17 protein-coding genes and 1 tRNA gene are annotated in these 15,247 nt (G+C 60.0%); 8 read left to right on the top strand and 10 right to left on the bottom strand.

The annotated features are described in order from the left end of the window. Positions 1-172: 172 nt before the first annotated feature. Both QP609_RS09435 and QP609_RS09430 read left to right on the top strand, forming a co-directional pair. Positions 173-1,309, top strand: coding sequence for a PAS domain-containing sensor histidine kinase (locus QP609_RS09435; protein WP_032957663.1), 1,137 nt, complete (start codon positions 173-175; stop codon positions 1,307-1,309). After that, entirely contained in the window at positions 1,299-1,658 is a 360-nt protein-coding gene (locus tag QP609_RS09430) for a response regulator (RefSeq protein ID WP_014646927.1), read from the top strand. Before QP609_RS09435 ends, QP609_RS09430 begins: the two co-directional genes overlap by 11 nt. An 85-nt stretch (positions 1,659-1,743) precedes the next feature. Here the strand turns inward: QP609_RS09430 and QP609_RS09425 are convergent, their stop codons facing one another. Further along, entirely contained in the window at positions 1,744-2,637 is an 894-nt protein-coding gene (locus QP609_RS09425; protein ID WP_197620992.1) for a helix-turn-helix domain-containing protein, read from the bottom strand. A 206-nt stretch (positions 2,638-2,843) separates the two neighbouring features. On the opposite strand from QP609_RS09425, the gene QP609_RS09420 reads away from it, so the two are divergent. Beyond that, positions 2,844-3,344 (top strand): GNAT family N-acetyltransferase, encoded by a 501-nt coding sequence (locus tag QP609_RS09420; protein ID WP_310762650.1) that lies wholly within the window; start codon positions 2,844-2,846, stop codon positions 3,342-3,344. Positions 3,345-3,351: 7 nt separating this feature from the next. Here QP609_RS09420 and QP609_RS09415 read toward each other — a convergent pair whose 3' ends face one another. After that, a complete protein-coding gene (locus QP609_RS09415) occupies positions 3,352-3,816 on the bottom strand; it encodes a GNAT family N-acetyltransferase (RefSeq protein ID WP_041863362.1) in 465 nt (154 codons plus the stop codon). 164 nt (positions 3,817-3,980) lie between these two features. Here QP609_RS09415 and QP609_RS09410 point away from each other — a divergent pair, with 164 nt between their 5' ends. Then, the gene (locus tag QP609_RS09410) at positions 3,981-4,871 is read left to right on the top strand and encodes a dihydrodipicolinate synthase family protein (protein ID WP_164077563.1); all 891 of its coding nucleotides are present in this window, start codon (positions 3,981-3,983) and stop codon (positions 4,869-4,871) included. Positions 4,872-4,905: 34 nt separating this feature from the next. Here the strand turns inward: QP609_RS09410 and QP609_RS09405 are convergent. Beyond that, positions 4,906-5,009, bottom strand: a tRNA-Ser gene (locus QP609_RS09405). 576 nt (positions 5,010-5,585) lie between these two features. On the opposite strand from QP609_RS09405, the gene QP609_RS09400 reads away from it, so the two are divergent. After that, complete coding sequence (locus QP609_RS09400) at positions 5,586-7,250, top strand: AAA family ATPase (RefSeq protein WP_289214000.1); 1,665 nt, start codon at positions 5,586-5,588, stop codon at positions 7,248-7,250. 3 nt (positions 7,251-7,253) lie between these two features. After that, positions 7,254-8,111, top strand: a complete 858-nt coding sequence (locus QP609_RS09395; protein WP_289213999.1) for a DNA adenine methylase — start codon at positions 7,254-7,256, stop codon at positions 8,109-8,111. A gap of 224 nt (positions 8,112-8,335) precedes the next feature. On the opposite strand, the gene QP609_RS09390 is transcribed toward QP609_RS09395, so the two are convergent. Next, on the bottom strand, positions 8,336-8,836 hold the full coding sequence (locus QP609_RS09390; RefSeq protein ID WP_289213998.1) for a hypothetical protein: 501 nt from the start codon (positions 8,834-8,836) through the stop codon (positions 8,336-8,338). 268 nt (positions 8,837-9,104) lie between these two features. On the opposite strand from QP609_RS09390, the gene QP609_RS09385 reads away from it, so the two are divergent. Continuing rightward, entirely contained in the window at positions 9,105-9,590 is a 486-nt protein-coding gene (locus QP609_RS09385) for a hypothetical protein (RefSeq protein WP_270954095.1), read from the top strand. A 619-nt stretch (positions 9,591-10,209) separates the two neighbouring features. Here QP609_RS09385 and QP609_RS09380 read toward each other — a convergent pair. Next, complete coding sequence (locus tag QP609_RS09380) at positions 10,210-10,824, bottom strand: hypothetical protein (protein WP_289213997.1); 615 nt, start codon at positions 10,822-10,824, stop codon at positions 10,210-10,212. Positions 10,825-11,338: 514 nt separating this feature from the next. Between QP609_RS09380 and QP609_RS09375 the strand changes: the two genes are divergently transcribed. Continuing rightward, positions 11,339-11,614: a hypothetical protein gene (locus tag QP609_RS09375; RefSeq protein ID WP_289213996.1), complete on the top strand. Its 276-nt coding sequence runs from the start codon at positions 11,339-11,341 to the stop codon at positions 11,612-11,614. On the opposite strand, the gene QP609_RS09370 is transcribed toward QP609_RS09375, so the two are convergent. From QP609_RS09370 to QP609_RS09350, 5 genes are all read right to left on the bottom strand, one after another. Then, entirely contained in the window at positions 11,611-12,060 is a 450-nt protein-coding gene (locus tag QP609_RS09370) for a BLUF domain-containing protein (protein WP_164166282.1), read from the bottom strand. The genes QP609_RS09375 and QP609_RS09370 overlap by 4 nt on opposite strands. 468 nt (positions 12,061-12,528) lie before the next feature. Continuing rightward, positions 12,529-12,840 (bottom strand): hypothetical protein, encoded by a 312-nt coding sequence (locus tag QP609_RS09365; protein ID WP_289213995.1) that lies wholly within the window; start codon positions 12,838-12,840, stop codon positions 12,529-12,531. 590 nt (positions 12,841-13,430) lie between these two features. After that, positions 13,431-13,655, bottom strand: coding sequence for a hypothetical protein (locus QP609_RS09360; protein ID WP_164166284.1), 225 nt, complete (start codon positions 13,653-13,655; stop codon positions 13,431-13,433). A gap of 427 nt (positions 13,656-14,082) precedes the next feature. Continuing rightward, the gene (locus QP609_RS09355; RefSeq protein ID WP_231109344.1) at positions 14,083-14,412 is read right to left on the bottom strand and encodes a hypothetical protein; all 330 of its coding nucleotides are present in this window, start codon (positions 14,410-14,412) and stop codon (positions 14,083-14,085) included. 250 nt (positions 14,413-14,662) lie between these two features. Further along, on the bottom strand, positions 14,663-15,238 hold the full coding sequence (locus tag QP609_RS09350) for a hypothetical protein (RefSeq protein WP_164166286.1): 576 nt from the start codon (positions 15,236-15,238) through the stop codon (positions 14,663-14,665). Positions 15,239-15,247 lie beyond the last annotated feature (9 nt).

Below are 15,247 nucleotides of genomic sequence, written 5' to 3'. Positions count from 1 at the left end.
CGGTTCCAGAAGGCAAAGGGTGGAAGATGGTACTCCGTGTCGCATTCAGCCGCACAGGACAAATGGCACGTGTCAGGTGTGCACGCATCCTTCACACTTGAATGCCTAGCTTCACGTCCCTCACAGGGGTAACACTTATCTACACGTGGACGCAGCTGCCTCTACGACGTCCGTGCTGACGGACCCTTCCCGACAACTGCGATTGCTGATCGACAGCGTGCGCGACCATGCGCTGTACCTGCTTGATCCTGAAGGCATCGTCTGCAGCTGGAACCCGGGCGCCGAGCGTATCAAGGGCTATTCAGCCGATGAAGTGGTGGGTACGCACTTCGGTCGCTTCTACCTGGCCACCGAGCGCGAGGCCGGCGAACCGCAGCGCCTGCTCCGCCTCGCGGCGCAGCAGGGCCATGTTGCCAGCGAGGGCTGGCGGGTACGCCGCGACGGCTCCTCGTTCCGCGCCAGCGTGGTCATCGAGCCGGTCGTTGAAGCGGGCGAACTGCTTGGCTTCGTCAAGATCACCCGCGACATCACCGAGCAATGGCAGGCGCAGCGACTGCTGCGCGATGCCCAGCGTGCGCTGCGCAACACCCAGCAGTTCGAGACGGTCGGCCGGCTCAGCCGCGGCCTGTCGCACGAGTTCAACAACCTGCTGACCACCATCGGCAACGCACTGGACCTGCTGTCGCTACGCGTCCGCGGTGACGATGCACGCGCCGCCGAGCTGCTGGACGCTGCGCAGGCAGCCACCGACCGCGGCGCCCTGCTGACCCGCCAGCTGCTGGCCTTCAGCACGGGCCAGACCCTGATCCGCGAACCGCTGGACATCAACACGCTGGTACAGCAATGGCTGCCGGGCCTGCAGCGCGCCTGCCCGCCCACGGTGACGCTGGACGCCTGCCTCACGCCGGGCCTGCCGCAGGTGTGCACCGACGCGATGCAGCTGCAGGCTGCCCTGGCCAACCTGGTGGCGAATGCCGTGGAGGCCACCATCGATGGCGGGCGCATCCTGATCGGCACCGCGCTGGAACATCGGCTCGACCCGGATGCGGACACTACGCTGCAACGCGGCTATGTCACCCTCAGCGTCTGTGACGAAGGCCATGGCATGGCGGCCGACATCGCCGAGCGCGCCAGCGAGCCCTTCTTCACCACCAAGGACATCGGCAAGGGCAGCGGCCTGGGCCTGAGCCAGGTGTTCGGTTTCACTACCCAGAGCGGCGGCTTCGTCGATGTGTCCACCACGCCCGGTGTCGGCACGACGGTAAGCCTGCTGTTACCCGCATCAGAGGAAGCAACCCATGACCGATGAACCGATCCGCGTACTGATGGTGGAGGACCAGAACGATCTGCGCGAGATGATCGGCCTGGCCCTGCGCGATTTCGGCATCGAGGTCGCCACCACCGCCGATGGCCACGAGGCGGCGGAGCTGCTCAAGGGCGAGGCGCGTTTTGACGTGGTGTTCAGCGATGTCAGCATGCCCAACGGCATGTCCGGCATCGAACTGAGCGAGCACGTCGCCCGCGAACAGCCGCAGGCACGCATGATCCTGTCCTCCGGCTATGCGCGCTCGCAGCTGCCGCCGCTGCCGGAGCAGGTGGAGTTCCTGCCCAAGCCCTATCGCCTGCGCCAGCTGGTCGAGCTGTTGAAGCAGGATTGACCTTTCGCCAGGCCTGGCGAAGCCGATCTGCGGGTGCCGGGGCCCTACCGCCGCGACTGCGTGGTCGAACGCATGCTCGGCGGGGTTACCGGGGATCTGCTGCCCGAAGTGCCGGCACCGCTGTTCGTATCCCACTAGGGCCGCCCTGCCCCGCACGGCGGTAGCCGGTCAGCGACTGCCCGGTGTGCCGCCGGAAGTAGCGGCACAGGTAGGACGCATCCTCGAAGCACAATCGCTCGGCGATGCGCCCGATCGGCAGCTCGCTGTAGCTCAGCAGCGCCTTGATCTCCAGCACCACCTGGCGGTCGATCAACGCCTTGGGTGTTTCACCGAAGCACTCGCGGGTGAGCTGTGAAAGATAGAACGGCGTGATGCACAACGCATCGGCATAAGACTGCACGTCGCGCTGGCGGGTACTGCGCTGGCCGACCAGTTCCCAGAAATTCCAGGCCAGGCGCTCGCGCCGGCTGACCGACGCTGCGGCCCCCTTCTGTGCCGGCAACAGCGTGGCGAATTTCAGGAAAAAGGTCTGCAGTAGATTGCGCAGCATCACGTGCCGATAGCGGCCCCCAGTATGCTGCGCGTCCATCAGCTGCTGCAGCCAGCCCTGCAGGAGCGGCACCTCCAGCGGCGACGGCACGCAATGGGGATGCTCATGCAGGAACTTGAACAGCGCGCTGGGCAGTACGTAGGCCACCTCCGACGCCAGCGCCTTCGGCATCAGGCAGACCACCGCCAGGAAGCCACGCGATCGCTTCCGCAGCAGCGCCAGCGTGTCCTCGGCCAGCACCAGCACGTCGTGCCGCTGCACCGCCACCTCACGGAAGTTCAGTGCGAAGCGCGCACGCCCGGACACGCACACCAGTACCGCCAGATACGCGTGCCCGAACGACAGCGGAACCCCCTGCCCCTCGGCCAGCGTACTGACCTCCAGGCGCATCGATTCGTCCTGATCCAGAAGCTGGGGTATGCGGTCCATTGGCCGATCCGGCTGCATTCCGCGGCACAGCATACCGGGCAACGCCGGGGAGTTGTGAAAAGTACCGAAACCATCAAGGTCCCGCCCTGTGCCCTCCGCCCGACGCGGCCTAGCCTGTGCGCTCTCTCCCTGCCCCTGGAACGGCCATGCCGCTGCATACCGAACGCTTGATCCTGCGCCCCTAGCGCGACACCGACGCCGCCGACCTGTACGAATACGCCCGCGACCTGCGCGTCGGGCCCATCGCCGGATGGCCAGCCCACACCAGCGTCGAGGAAAGTACCGGGATCATCCGCACCGTGTTCAACCGGCCGGAGGTCTATGCCCTGCAGAGCCGCGAAGATGGCCACGCCATCGGCTGCGTCGGCATCCTGATCGGTGCCGACAGCAACTTCGAGATCGGCGAACGCGAAGGCGAGATCGCCTACTGGATCGGCGTACCGTACTGGGGGCGCGGCCTGGTGCCCGAAGCAGTGCGCGAAGTGATGCGGCACGCCTTCCTCGGCCTGCGCCTGGACGCACTGTGGTGCGGCTACTTCGCCGACAACCTGCAGTCCCTGAGCGTACAGAGCAAATGCGGTTTCCAGCATCACCATACCGAAGTGAAAAAGTTCAACAGCTTCCTCCGCGACTACCGCACCGAACACATCAGCCGCATCACCCGCGAGCAATGGCAGGCGCAACAGGCTTCCGTGCTGCGCGCGTGATCACCACTCAGCCGGCACGGTGCTGCATGAACAGCAGTTCCGGCGTCGAAGCGTCTTCCATCGGCTGAAAGCCTAGGTCGCGGTACAGGGTCACCGCCGCGACGTTGTCACGATAGACACGCAGGGTCAGCCGCTCCGCCCCGGGCGACTGCAACGCCTGCGCCATCAGCGCCTGCATCAGTACACGTCCCAGTCCACGCCCGCGTGCCCGCGGCGAAACGATGATGCGGCCCAGGTGCAGCGTGCCGGAGGTCGTTGGCCAGTACTGGCCGAAACCAAGGCAGTGGCCATGCGCATCCAGCAGCACCCAGCCCGGGCGCTGCTGCAGTTGCAGTGCGTGCGCGAATGCGTCCGGCACGAGCGGATACGCCACGCCGGGACCGGCCCAGCGCCGGGTTGCGCTGGCCGAATCCAGCCACGCGCCGATGGCGGCGAAGTGCGGAGGCTGCACGGGGCGAAGGTACTCACTCATGGCGTGCCCGCAAGGAAGGATGGCCGCCATGGTGCGCGATCCCGGTGGCCGGATCACGTTGCACGGCAGCGCTTGAATTTTGTCCTAGGACAATAAACAATGCCAGCCGTCCAGGGTCGCCGCTGCAGACAACCTCCCTTCGCCCTCTGCCTTCGGGGTTAGCCATGATCCACGGCCTCAGCGCCTTTCCTCTTACGCCGATGAACGAATCGAGCATCGACCTGCACGCCTTCGCCGGGCTGGTCGAGCGTCTCGCGGCCGCTGGCGTGGGGTCGATGGGCGTGCTCGGCTCCACCGGCAGCTACGCCTACCTGGAAAAGGCCGAGCGCATGCGCGTGCTGCGCGAAGCGTTGGCCCATTCGGGCGATGTCCCGGTCATCGTCGGCATCGGTGCGCTGCGCACCCGCGATGTGCTGGCGTTGGCCCGGGACGCGGAAGATGCGGGTGCAGCCGGCCTACTGCTGGCACCCGTGTCCTACCAGCCATTGAAGGAGCACGAGGTCTACACGCTCTTCGAATCGGTGTGCACGGCGGTGGGCACACCGATCTGTGTCTACGACAATCCCGGCACCACCCACTTCCGGTTCAGCGATGAACTGCATGGGCGGATCGCCGCCCTGCCCAACATCGCCTCGATCAAGATCCCACGCCTTTCCGACGATCCTGCCGAAGCAGCGGCGCGCGTCACCGCACTGCGCGCCCATCTTCCAGCGCATGTCACGCTGGGCATCAGCGGCGACGCAGCCGCCGTGCGCGGGCTGGCCGCTGGCTGCGATGGCTGGTACTCGGTAACCGGCGGGCTGTTCCCCGGGGTGGTGCAGCAGATCACCCGCGCGGCCGGCACCGGCGACATGGCGACGGCGCAGGCCGTGTCGGCGAGGCTGGCGCCGCTCTGGGCGCTGTACGACCGCTTCGGTGGCATCCGCGTCATGGCATGCGCGGCGGCACTGATGGGCCTGTGTGCGGAGGACTGCCTGCCACGGCCGCTGCTTGGGCTGCGAGGCGAAGAGCGTGCGCACGTGGCGCAGGTACTGCGCGGCCTGGAGCTGCTGTAGCGCTCGAAGAAGGGCGTCCCGGGCAGCGCGTGGATGGTGACCCCGGCCCGATTCGAACGGGCGACCTTCCCCTTAGGAGGGGGCTTCCACCGCGCGTTAAATCAATGACTTGCAAGATTGCTGGGACCGGCTTGGGTCCAGCTTCGCTCAAACACCCCGCCGCAGCTGCTGTAGCCCTGGCCTCGCCCAGGTCTAGCGGGCGTCCCTCGGTTAGCTCTGATCCCACCCTCCGGTGATTAGCATGGATCGGTCCAACTCTCCCTGCCGCAGAGGCTCGAGTGTAAGCTTGAAGCCGTTCGGACCAGGCTGACACAGAGTTCCGGCTGCTGTTGCCCAACGGCGTCAGCAATGAGCGTGTAGGCGAGAACGCAATGCTAGCCCTGTTCAAACCTATCGGCTTTGGCCACGTGACCATCCACGGGTTCAGGTCGACCTTCAAAGACCGGTCTAGGGAGACCACCGACTTTCTTGACGATCTTTCCGAGGCAGCACTCGCGCACAAGGTCCGCGATAAGGCCAAAGCCGCTTACAAGCGAGGATCCATGCTGGAGAAGAGGCGTCTCATGATGGCTGCCTGGGCAAATTTTTGCTGTCCCGCGGGTGATACATCATGATGCCTTCGTTGCAATCCCCCGACGTTTGACTGAACATCTGCCAACAGGACGCGAACCGTCTGCACATTTGATCAATTTGCAATAGGAATCAGGGGAAGACGTGGAAAAAATTCAGCAGGGAAAGCGAAAAAAAGAACTCGGATTCAAGAGCAACAAGAACATCCCTATTCTGCGCGTCCATGGCATAAGAATCGGAAACTTTCGCTCCCTTCGAACTCAAACCATTGAGCTCGGGAGCAGGATGACGATTATTTCCGGAAGAAACGGGACGATGAAGACGTCATTGATGGGACTGATTGCGCACCCGTTCACTGGCAGCGCGAAAGATGCGTTTGGATCCCCTCTTAAAACGAGCTACTCAGAAGTCTTCAGCCTTTCGCCAGAACATGATAAAGAAGACTACAGCTACGAGATGGTCCTAGAAACAAGCAAGGGGACACTAGCTGAGGAAGTCAAAATTTACTATGTTGCAAAGAAGACTAATCGACATCGCATTGTTGTTTCTGGCGCAGACGCAGGCGACGGCAACTTCAACTACAACACCTCGTTCCTTAATCTAAAGCGCCTTTACCCGATGGTAGATACAAAGGCGCAGCCAGACACGACTGAAGAGCTTAGCACTGAAGAGGCGACCGAGCTCAAGCACTTCTATGAATCAGTGTTTCCGAGCAGCGCATATGAAAATTTCTCACCTATCGTTCAGCCCAAGCTAAAAACTACCTTTGCTCCATCTGGCAATGGCGCAACGTACGATTGGAGAGCAATCTCTTCAGGCGAAGACAATCTCGGCGCCATCTTTAATCGTCTGATCGGATTCATGCGTGCGGAAGTACAGAAACCAAATGGCAACGGCATTCTGTGTATAGACGAGTTTGAGGCAAGCCTGCATCCGGTAGCGCAGATCCAGCTATTTGACTATCTACTAAGATGGGCCCACCAGTATAGTGTCCAGGTGGTTATAACGACCCACTCTCTGCACCTGATTCAACACGCTTACCTTGCACATCAAGCGAGCTTGGACGCCAAGAGGATCGTTGTAAACTTCATCAGCAAGGCAAAGGCAAGAAGGGGCAACACACCAATACTGAAGAACCCCACCTACGAACAGGCCTACTCCGAATTAACCTTGGAGACGCCCGAGAAAGCCGCAGAAGCCAGAAGGGTAAGAGTATTTTGCGAAGATGATATTGCCATGCATTTCATTCGATGCTGCATTGGCAAGAGAGACATACTCAAACTAGTTTCCTTGCATAGCTCACTCGCACCGAAATCGAAGACTCCCGGCACATCGTACACGTCTCTCGCAAGCATCTGCATAAATTACCCAATCCTTCTCGAGCATGCCTTCGTCATCTTTGACGGCGACGTATCAGATACCAAACTTGCGAAGATAAAAGATAAAAAATCTTTTATCCGACTTCCGGATCCAGATGGCGTGGCGCTCGAGAAGAGGATCGTTCATTTCATTTGCTCGCTAGACAATGACGATGATTTCTTTACAAAGTTCAAGAAGGAAAGAGATTCATTCCTTAGGAGCTTTAAGGCATCCGGAATCGCGTCATTAACCCTTAAAGACATCCTGAACGATAACATTGTCACAGTTGAGTCCTGCAAAAAGTGGGCAAATTCCAGCCCATCCCAGTTCAAGAAATACATTACACACTACGCACATACGATCGACACAACCGAATTTAGAGCCTCTTTCGTAGATCGGATAAATAGTATAAACTTAAAGGTAGGCATCCCGCCCATCGACGCTGGATAGGCATTGTTCTCTAATAGATTGTATACCCCGCTACGCTACCCAGGCGGCAAAGGTGCATTCGCGCCCTTTGTCATTGACGTTATGCGGAAAAACAACCTGGCAGGACATTACCTGGAACCTTATGCAGGAGGCGCCGGCGTGGCCCTCTGCCTTCTATTAGAAGATGTGGTTCAGCACATCCACATCAATGATATTGATCCGGCCGTATATTCATTCTGGATATCCGTAACACAGCATCCCGACGAGCTGTTACGACTTCTCCGCGCAACACCCGTATCAATAGAACAGTGGCTTCATTGGAGGAGTATTCTCCGTGGAGAAATTGATGCTTCTGTTGTGGAGAAAGGATTCGCAACGCTCTTCATGAACCGGACCAATCGCTCTGGAATTCTAAAGGCAGGAGTTATTGGCGGCCTTGATCAAAACGGGCCTTATAAGATAGACGCACGCTTCAAGAAGGACGTCATTCAGTCCAGAATTGAGAAAATTGCGGAGCAATCCAACCGCATTACCGTCCATTGCGAGGACGCCCTTAGCCTCATCCAGCGCTGCCAAGAATTCCTGCCAAGTAGTTCATTGATTTATCTCGACCCCCCGTACTTCGTAAAGGGAAAGGGATTGTATCGAAACTACTATGCTCCGCACGATCATGCGCGCATAGCGAATTTCCTGCAATCCGGCAGCTTCAGAACTAGCTGGATTGTCTCTTATGACAGCGCCCCCGAGATACAGTCAATGTATTCCCGAAGCAGGAGCATTAGATACAGCCTAAACTACTCGGCCCAGAGAATGTATAGAGCTGACGAATCTGTATTCTTTTCATCGGACCTACTTCCGCCCGATATCTCCATAGCAAGCTGATAATAGAGACTCCATGATGGTTGCTCCTAGCCTAAAGTGGTTTGCCGCAGCGGCCGGTCCCAGCGCTTCCCTGACCTGCCGTGTCTCATTGCCCGGCACAACCAAATCCCGCTGTTAGACTTTGCGCACCTTTGGATGGGAGACCCCATGGAACGGTGGTATCGGACAACACTTCTAGCGTTGATCCTGCACCAGATCGACGCCGCGTTCTAACCGGCCATTGGTCAGTAACCGCCCCGGAGCTGCGCCCGCCCCGCCCTGACCCACGCTTTCATAGGATCCCTCGCCCTGGGCTTGGTCTCCTTCGGCGGTCGGCGCGGCTCCAGCGCTTCCTTGATTCGCTCCAGTTCGGCAGTCCCGGCCTCGGCCAGACGCCGGGCCTGTTGCTGCTGCTCGCGGGTTGGCGGCAGGCCGGGCAGCGGCGGGGGCAACTGGATCGGCATGCTGTCGATCAGCCGGGCGACGGCCTCACGCAGAGGCAGCTCGGGATACAGACGTGCTGCGCACCAGCGCTCGGCGTAGCGCTTCGCCTGTCGGACGCTGGCGGCGCGCACTTCCTTCACCTGCCACATCTTCTGGCCTTCCATCCATAGTCGGACCCCAGGACCGCCGTCGGGCGTGACGCTGGCCGTCTCGCGGCCGTTGTACCAGAGCGCCCAGCGCTCGCCGGTCTGGACCCAGCCAGAGGGAATTGGGGCGGTGCGGAAGCCGTGGGAGTACTGCATGGCTGGAAGGATACGGCTGGCCGTCGCAGATCCTGCGAAGCGCCGGGCACATGTCTGAATCGGTCACATTCGGACGCGTGTCACATCCCCGCCTCTGTCGGGCTTTACCTACACCGAGATGGCCGGTTTTCTGATTGCACCCCTGATGAGGGGTTGCGACCTTGCGCGGGCAGTGCAGCACTACCCTACTCATGGAGAGATGGAAGTGAACTCAATGCAAAGCGATTGCAGAACTGCCCGCGCAACCCCTCGCCACCTCATGCTGGGCATGTCACTTGCTCTGTTGTCAGCCGGCTTTGCCCCGAGCGCCTTCGCCGGCCAATGGGTGCCGACAGGCCGCGTACTCTGGGTGGATTCGGAAACTATCCAGCCTTACCCAGTGGCCTATACCAACTTCTGCCAGGGCGGCGTGGATGGGCCGAGCGGCGTCTACCTGTACGGCGACTGGGGTTCGGAAGGGTTCGGCTCGTGCCCAACCGACCCATACACCGGTTTTCAGGAGATGAAGGGCTCCGGCGGCACATGCAGACCGGATCCCCAAGGCGTTGGTGGCGGCTACTCCTGCGAAGAGAATCACCATACCTTCGGCGGTCAGACCTACCAAGGCCCAATGCCGGCGACCTGTAGCTCGCCCGGGATCTATGGCGTAAGCCACCTCTACCGCAGAGAACTCGTCTACTTCGGCTCCGGTCACATGCCCGACGACTTCTACGACAGGTTCTACGAAAGTTCCCAAGAATACGTCTGCCAGTAGCTCGAACCTGTGCTTCACACGTCCCCGCGCGAGCGGGGACACTGCTTTACAGCGACCCAAGATCCTTCACGACGGCTGGCTGTTTTTGCAGGAACGCGGCCAGCAGGCGGTCGCAGATCCTGCGAAGCCGCAGGCACATGTCTGAGTCGTTCGGGATGGCCACTGGCGTGGCGCAGTTGATCCGCTCTGGGTTGAGCTGCTTGCCGTCCAGGCGTCGAAGAGAATTTGCCCAGCACGAAGTTCTTAACGATTCATGCTGTATGGTTGACGCATCTGGCTCCTCTCAGGCGCGAAATCCTTCGCCCCCGTGTCTAGCCCCCTACAGGCACGACACATGACACCCCCAACAGCTTTCCGGGTCCTTCGGATCCGCCCGCTGCTGCGCCTCAACGGAACGATCGAGCAAGTCGAAACTCTGCACGCCAAGTGCGGTTCATGCGGCGACGAGTCCCGTATGTCCAGAGGGTATGGCCTTGTCGAGGTGGAAGGAGGGGTGGAACTCACGTGTCCGGCATGCCGGGTGACAGGGATTTTGACCTTAGACCAAGCGTGGACTCTCTGGGCCGAGCAGATGAGGCAGGACAAGATCCTCGCCTTGGCCGGGCTAACGCCCGAAGATCTAAAGCTCACCTAGATCTTTGATCACGGCTTGCCCCGCTTTCAGGAAGCCGGCTAACAGCCGGCCTCCCGCCACCTGCCGGTCCATCTGCTCATTGAGGTAAGTGGCCTGCAGGCGCGCGTGGGCCATCAGATCGGCTTGGCCCATGCTCGGCGTCAATGCCCGGAGCGGCTCCCCGGGTGACGCCAGCTGGCCCGCGATAGCCTGCACCAAGCAGGAGCGTTGACTGTCGCTCTTGGCGTACCCCGTGGCCATCATCCGGCCGTTCTTCGGCGACCAACCACCCAGCACCAGCTCGGTCCCGAGCTGCTCGATCGGCAGGCCGGCCTCGGCAACAGCCTTCTCATAGTTCGGCCAGAGCTGGTCCACCACCGACCCAAGCTCGGCGGACAGCTGCTCCATCGTGAAATCTGCGCGGAAGCTCGCCTGCAGCGCCAGCTCATAGATGCGAAGGAAGAACTGGGTGGAACCGCGAGTGGCAAGCACCAGGTTGTGCTGAGGGATCAGCAGCAGCTTCGCCCCCGCAGAATGCGCCCCTGTCCGGGAATCCACTGCCAGAGTGTCTACCGCGACGACCAGGTGGTCACGAGTGAGCAGAACGTTGAGGATGCTCATTTAGAAAGCAGCCGGAAGTTCTGCGAAATATGGCAGCGTGAGCGCTTCGAGTCCACCAGCCCCGAGGCTCAGGGAAGTAAGCGCGAGAGTCCACTTGAGCTTGGTGTGATGCGAGGTTCACATCATGTGGTAGACACTTCTGTCTCGCGGCTCTTCTCCGGTGCAGAATCCTTTGCTCCCGTGTCCAGCCCCTAAACGGCACGGCCATGCACCCTCCCAATGCGTTCAGGATCCACTCGATCCTGCCCCTGCTTGCGCGAAATGGCGCAATCATCCGCCTGGAGCAGGTGCGCTCAACCTGCAAGAACTGTGGGCTTAGGTCATCACTGGCCCACGATGCTGGATTCCATACGGACATCAGGGGCACGACCCTGAAGTGCCCAGCTTGCGGAGCTACAGGATTGATGGACGAAATGGAGATCTGGCATCACTGGCTCGAGCAGCGTCGTCGCGAAAAGCTGCTAGCGCTCTTGGACCCCAAGCCCGACGAACCACTCGATATCGAGGACCCAAAATGACCGATGGCATCTCCGAACTGCTAGACCGAGTCCACTCCTGCGAAGTTGCGATTGAGGTCCATCGCGGGTATCTCAAGGCAATGGAGTACGCGCTGCGGGTATCTGTCCTGACCCACCCGGCGCCCGAGCAATTGACCGATACTTGGTTGCGCCTGCTACCCAGCATCGCGGCGAAGCACAAACACGATGGCGGCGCTCTCTTCGCCGCCGCCTTCCAGCAATCGCTAACGGTTCTGACCGAGCAAATCGGAGAGCCCGCCGACAGAGGCTAGACTGCGATGGCGTACGGCTCCACCAGCCCGACCAACAGATCCATGGCAGTCGCATAGGGTGCCTGGTGATCGCCTCGCTGATTGAATCGGGTCCAGTCCGCATGGGCCACACGCCCAAGCTCATCCGATTCAACGGGCAGCCATCTCATCGGCCAGAACGGCAGGCGACGCTGGCCCACCCTGCCCCGCTGCAGCTCTACGATCCCGTTATGGCTACTCGCACCCAACACGCGGGAATAGGCAACTGACAATCCATCCTCTGGCCCCTCCAAGTACTGGAGGAAGCGCTCACCATCAAAGAGGAGCACCCCCGTAACTCCAGCGTTACGGTTGAACCGGGCCGCGTCGTCCACAACTTGGTCGAGCTTTCCGCTGGACAGGCCTAGCTTGTCGCTGGCAATGTCCTCGCCGGCGCTGCTAACGTATACAACCGCCCTGATGGGCATGGCACACCTCCTTGACGGGGACCAGCCTACCAGCAACGGGTTCATGTCAGCGCGAGGTGGCGGACGCGCCCTGAACGCGTCAGGTTCGCGTATTGCTGAATTCGGAACTTCGTCACATGATGCAGGCCCAGCTACATGCACCATGCACGAAAGTTCTAGGTACTAAGCAATGCCCGACACTGGCCTTTTCTACGTTCTGGATATAGATGTGGTGCGTCGCGATGAAGGCAATATCGAACGCGTGAACGCAATCAGCGTACGCTGCAACCACTGCCGGCACATCACGCATTCCAGAACACCTGGCTTGGAGACCATGCCAGGAGGCACCCTGCTCGCATGCGCAGGATGCCGCAAGCGGCAAGCGGTCAGTAACGCGCGCTTGGTCGAATGCGACCACGTTTTAAGGCACGACGACCCAGCAACACATGCTGCCCAGACCGGTCTTCGTGGCCAAGTCGGGTGACATAGTCAGCGTTCCACCTCAGCCGTCGGCTGGTGCCTCCCAGCCAAGCTCCCCATCGTGAAGGCATACCCGGCTTCTTCCAGCAGTGCCCTCATGCGCAACTCCACACGACGGGGAGAGCGCAATCCATTCGGCGCATAGAGAGCATACACGTAGCCGGCGCCGTCAATGATTTCGCGGCGGACTGCGCACTCGGATGATTCGGTAGCTTCGCACCAGACAGACATTAGCCTAGCCGGGCTGATCGACTGACCATTGCGGAGTCGGAAGAAAAGCCAACGCACGCCTGGCGGTTGAGCTGGATCTACTCTAGCCATTGCGAGCCCCGGATTCGTCTGGATAGATCACTGAGAACCTCAGGGTCCAGGCGAGGGCGCTCATCTTTAGAGGAACGTGGCAGATCTATGCGCTCACTACCGTTCACTAGCGCGGGGAGATCTGACTGCAGATCGATCCACCACTCGGAAGGAAGCCGGAGCCCAGTACCCGTTCGATCGTAGATGCATATCGGGAAATTCATAGCGTTGCTCCTAGATGTACCGAGCATACGCTTGCGCAATGTCAGGCCAGAATGCGACTCCTACAAGGCTGACGCATCAACTCTCTTTGCACATATGAACACGTGTGCTTCGTCTCGCTGAACTTTCAGGAACGACTCAAGCCAGCAAAGAGCAGCGCCTCTATTCGCAATCACTCTTCCCAACTTTTCAGTCAAACACCGCGCACACTCCATTCCACCAGGGCTTTGCCCTTGGCAGGTCCGGCACTGAGCCATCGTCGTCGTGGTCGCCGGGCGCGATTGATACATGATCTTCGTCATCAAGTTCACAGCTTGAGCATGGGACGACATATCAACGTTCCTTTTGATACAGAAGGAGCCGCGCTGGGCGCGGCCACTCCTTAGACGTCAACGGCGGCTATTGCGACCCTCACTGCCCTTTTGGTCCTGGCCATGGGTCGACTGCTCACGCTCCTTGCCTCCCGGCTGCTGCTGTTGCTGTTGCTGACCTTGCTTTCCGGCGAGGTCTTCACCGCCAAGCTCGTTTCCGTCCACTTGACCCTGCTGGCCTGGCTGCTTCTTCTCGCCATCCGAATTGGGACGGTCGTTCTGGTTCTGGGGGGAATTGTTCATTTCTCACTCCGATGCAGCCATCTGCTGCCAACCCACAATGGCCCTCAGCCTGTTACGCAGCCGTGCCCGATTGGCACCAGTATGAACAAGCGCCATGAACAGGTCGCCGCCTCCAAGGGTGTACAGTGCAGCTCTAAGAGGAGAAGAACATGGAACGCAAGAGGAACAAGGATTTCGTTGACGTCGAACGTGAACTCACGCATTGGGGATTGGCATTCAACTCTGGTGCGCTACCCGCCATTAGCTTCCGCCATGAAGTTGACCCGGTCATCCGACTCGCATGTGACATCTACACCAGAGACCCGCACGGAACACGCGCAGAATGGCTGGACGACCTCAAGGGCAGACTTGCGGCCCGATCCAGTCTCCGTGGTCACCCTGGCGCAGCGGAAATCGCAGGTCAATGCTGGTCGCGCCTCTCTTGCTCCTAGGAGTTTTCTTCCCGCGAGGCTGCGTCGTTCCCTTCTCGCATGAGCTGATCATTCAGCACGTGAACGATGGACATGACCGCATCGGCGAGCGCTCTTGAGTCGCTGATTGACCCGTAAAAATAGATACGGGAGCCTTCAACCCGGACTTCTGCCAAGGAGAGCTGAGATGCCAGGGCCTCGCACTTCCTCACGAATAGTTCAGTCCAGCGGGCACCCGGCGCAAGATCCAACAACGCAATGATGGCCTCATCAGTAGAGGAATCGACGCGCTCATGTAGCTGCGGCACATCGAAACCGACAATTCTCGGAAGCATGGAAGCGCTCAACGGTTGATCCTCTTGCTTATAGTCGGTTTGAGTATCCTCCACGATACTCGGATCCACCATCTGGCAAACCCCCACAGCCTTGCGCCAATCCCGCTCCCATGTCTCAATAGCCGGTCATTCCTAACATGGCCATGGCCGTCCTAAGGCAGGCGGCGGTGATCCGGGCGGAATAGCACATGCGCACCATCTCACCGCGGAAAGTGTCGTGCCACGGTGAAGCCGCCCAGCCACAGGCTAGGCGGCTACCACATCACATGAAGACGTAGCCTTGCGGCCCGTCGTTGTGGGCGCCCGAGATTCCCTCGCAGCCAACATCGCGGGTGTCGAAATGACGGAGCTTTCCCTTCCACGTGTAAGCACATCGATACAGTGGCGCGGTTCCTGGCAGCTGCACCGACGATACATAGCCGATCGGCCCTTGATTGGGAGGAATGACTTGCCCCTCACAATTCATGTCAGTTGAGGTGAAGCCATCCCATGGGGTGTGACTGAAACACTCCCTAATCGGGTGACTGTTCTCAAAGGGTGTCGTGGAGATAAACCCGATGACCCCTTCGTCCATCCAGCCCGACCGCACCCACGAGGCAATATCGTAGTGAAGAATCCTGTGGGTGTTGTTCTTGCCTTGATAGATGCGGTGGAGTTCTGCCAGCGTGACACCAGCCGGCACAGCAAGACTGGGATCCATCTGTACCGCCGCATTCGCCACGGATGCAAGGTCAGTCCCGCTTGCATGGGCGACGGGCGCGCCGCCAACTGCGAGAAGCAAAGAAATACTCAGAAGACTCGATTTCACGAAATGCTCCATTTCTTCAATCGCGAACATCTTGTTCGC

The sequence above is a fragment of the Stenotrophomonas sp. 8(2023) genome, from assembly GCF_030345295.1.
Taxonomy (GTDB): Bacteria; Pseudomonadota; Gammaproteobacteria; order Xanthomonadales; family Xanthomonadaceae; genus Stenotrophomonas; species Stenotrophomonas muris.
The sequence above is the reverse complement of the archived record's forward strand: the minus strand, read 5'-3'. Positions and strand labels throughout refer to the sequence as shown.

Excerpts from the sequence above, each read along its gene's own strand:
- QP609_RS09430 (WP_014646927.1), top strand. The coding sequence starts at position 1,299 with ATGACCGATGAACCGATCCGCGTACTGATGGTGGAGGACCAGAACGAT.
- QP609_RS09425 (WP_197620992.1), bottom strand. The coding sequence starts at position 2,637 with ATGGACCGCATACCCCAGCTTCTGGATCAGGACGAATCGATGCGCCTG.
- QP609_RS09415 (WP_041863362.1), bottom strand. The coding sequence starts at position 3,816 with ATGAGTGAGTACCTTCGCCCCGTGCAGCCTCCGCACTTCGCCGCCATC.
- QP609_RS09410 (WP_164077563.1), top strand. The coding sequence starts at position 3,981 with ATGATCCACGGCCTCAGCGCCTTTCCTCTTACGCCGATGAACGAATCG.
- QP609_RS09390 (WP_289213998.1), bottom strand. The coding sequence starts at position 8,836 with ATGCAGTACTCCCACGGCTTCCGCACCGCCCCAATTCCCTCTGGCTGG.
- QP609_RS09385 (WP_270954095.1), top strand. The coding sequence starts at position 9,105 with ATGTCACTTGCTCTGTTGTCAGCCGGCTTTGCCCCGAGCGCCTTCGCC.
- QP609_RS09380 (WP_289213997.1), bottom strand. The coding sequence starts at position 10,824 with ATGAGCATCCTCAACGTTCTGCTCACTCGTGACCACCTGGTCGTCGCG.
- QP609_RS09375 (WP_289213996.1), top strand. The coding sequence starts at position 11,339 with ATGACCGATGGCATCTCCGAACTGCTAGACCGAGTCCACTCCTGCGAA.
- QP609_RS09370 (WP_164166282.1), bottom strand. The coding sequence starts at position 12,060 with ATGCCCATCAGGGCGGTTGTATACGTTAGCAGCGCCGGCGAGGACATT.
- QP609_RS09365 (WP_289213995.1), bottom strand. The coding sequence starts at position 12,840 with ATGGCTAGAGTAGATCCAGCTCAACCGCCAGGCGTGCGTTGGCTTTTC.
- QP609_RS09360 (WP_164166284.1), bottom strand. The coding sequence starts at position 13,655 with ATGAACAATTCCCCCCAGAACCAGAACGACCGTCCCAATTCGGATGGC.
- QP609_RS09350 (WP_164166286.1), bottom strand. The coding sequence starts at position 15,238 with ATGTTCGCGATTGAAGAAATGGAGCATTTCGTGAAATCGAGTCTTCTG.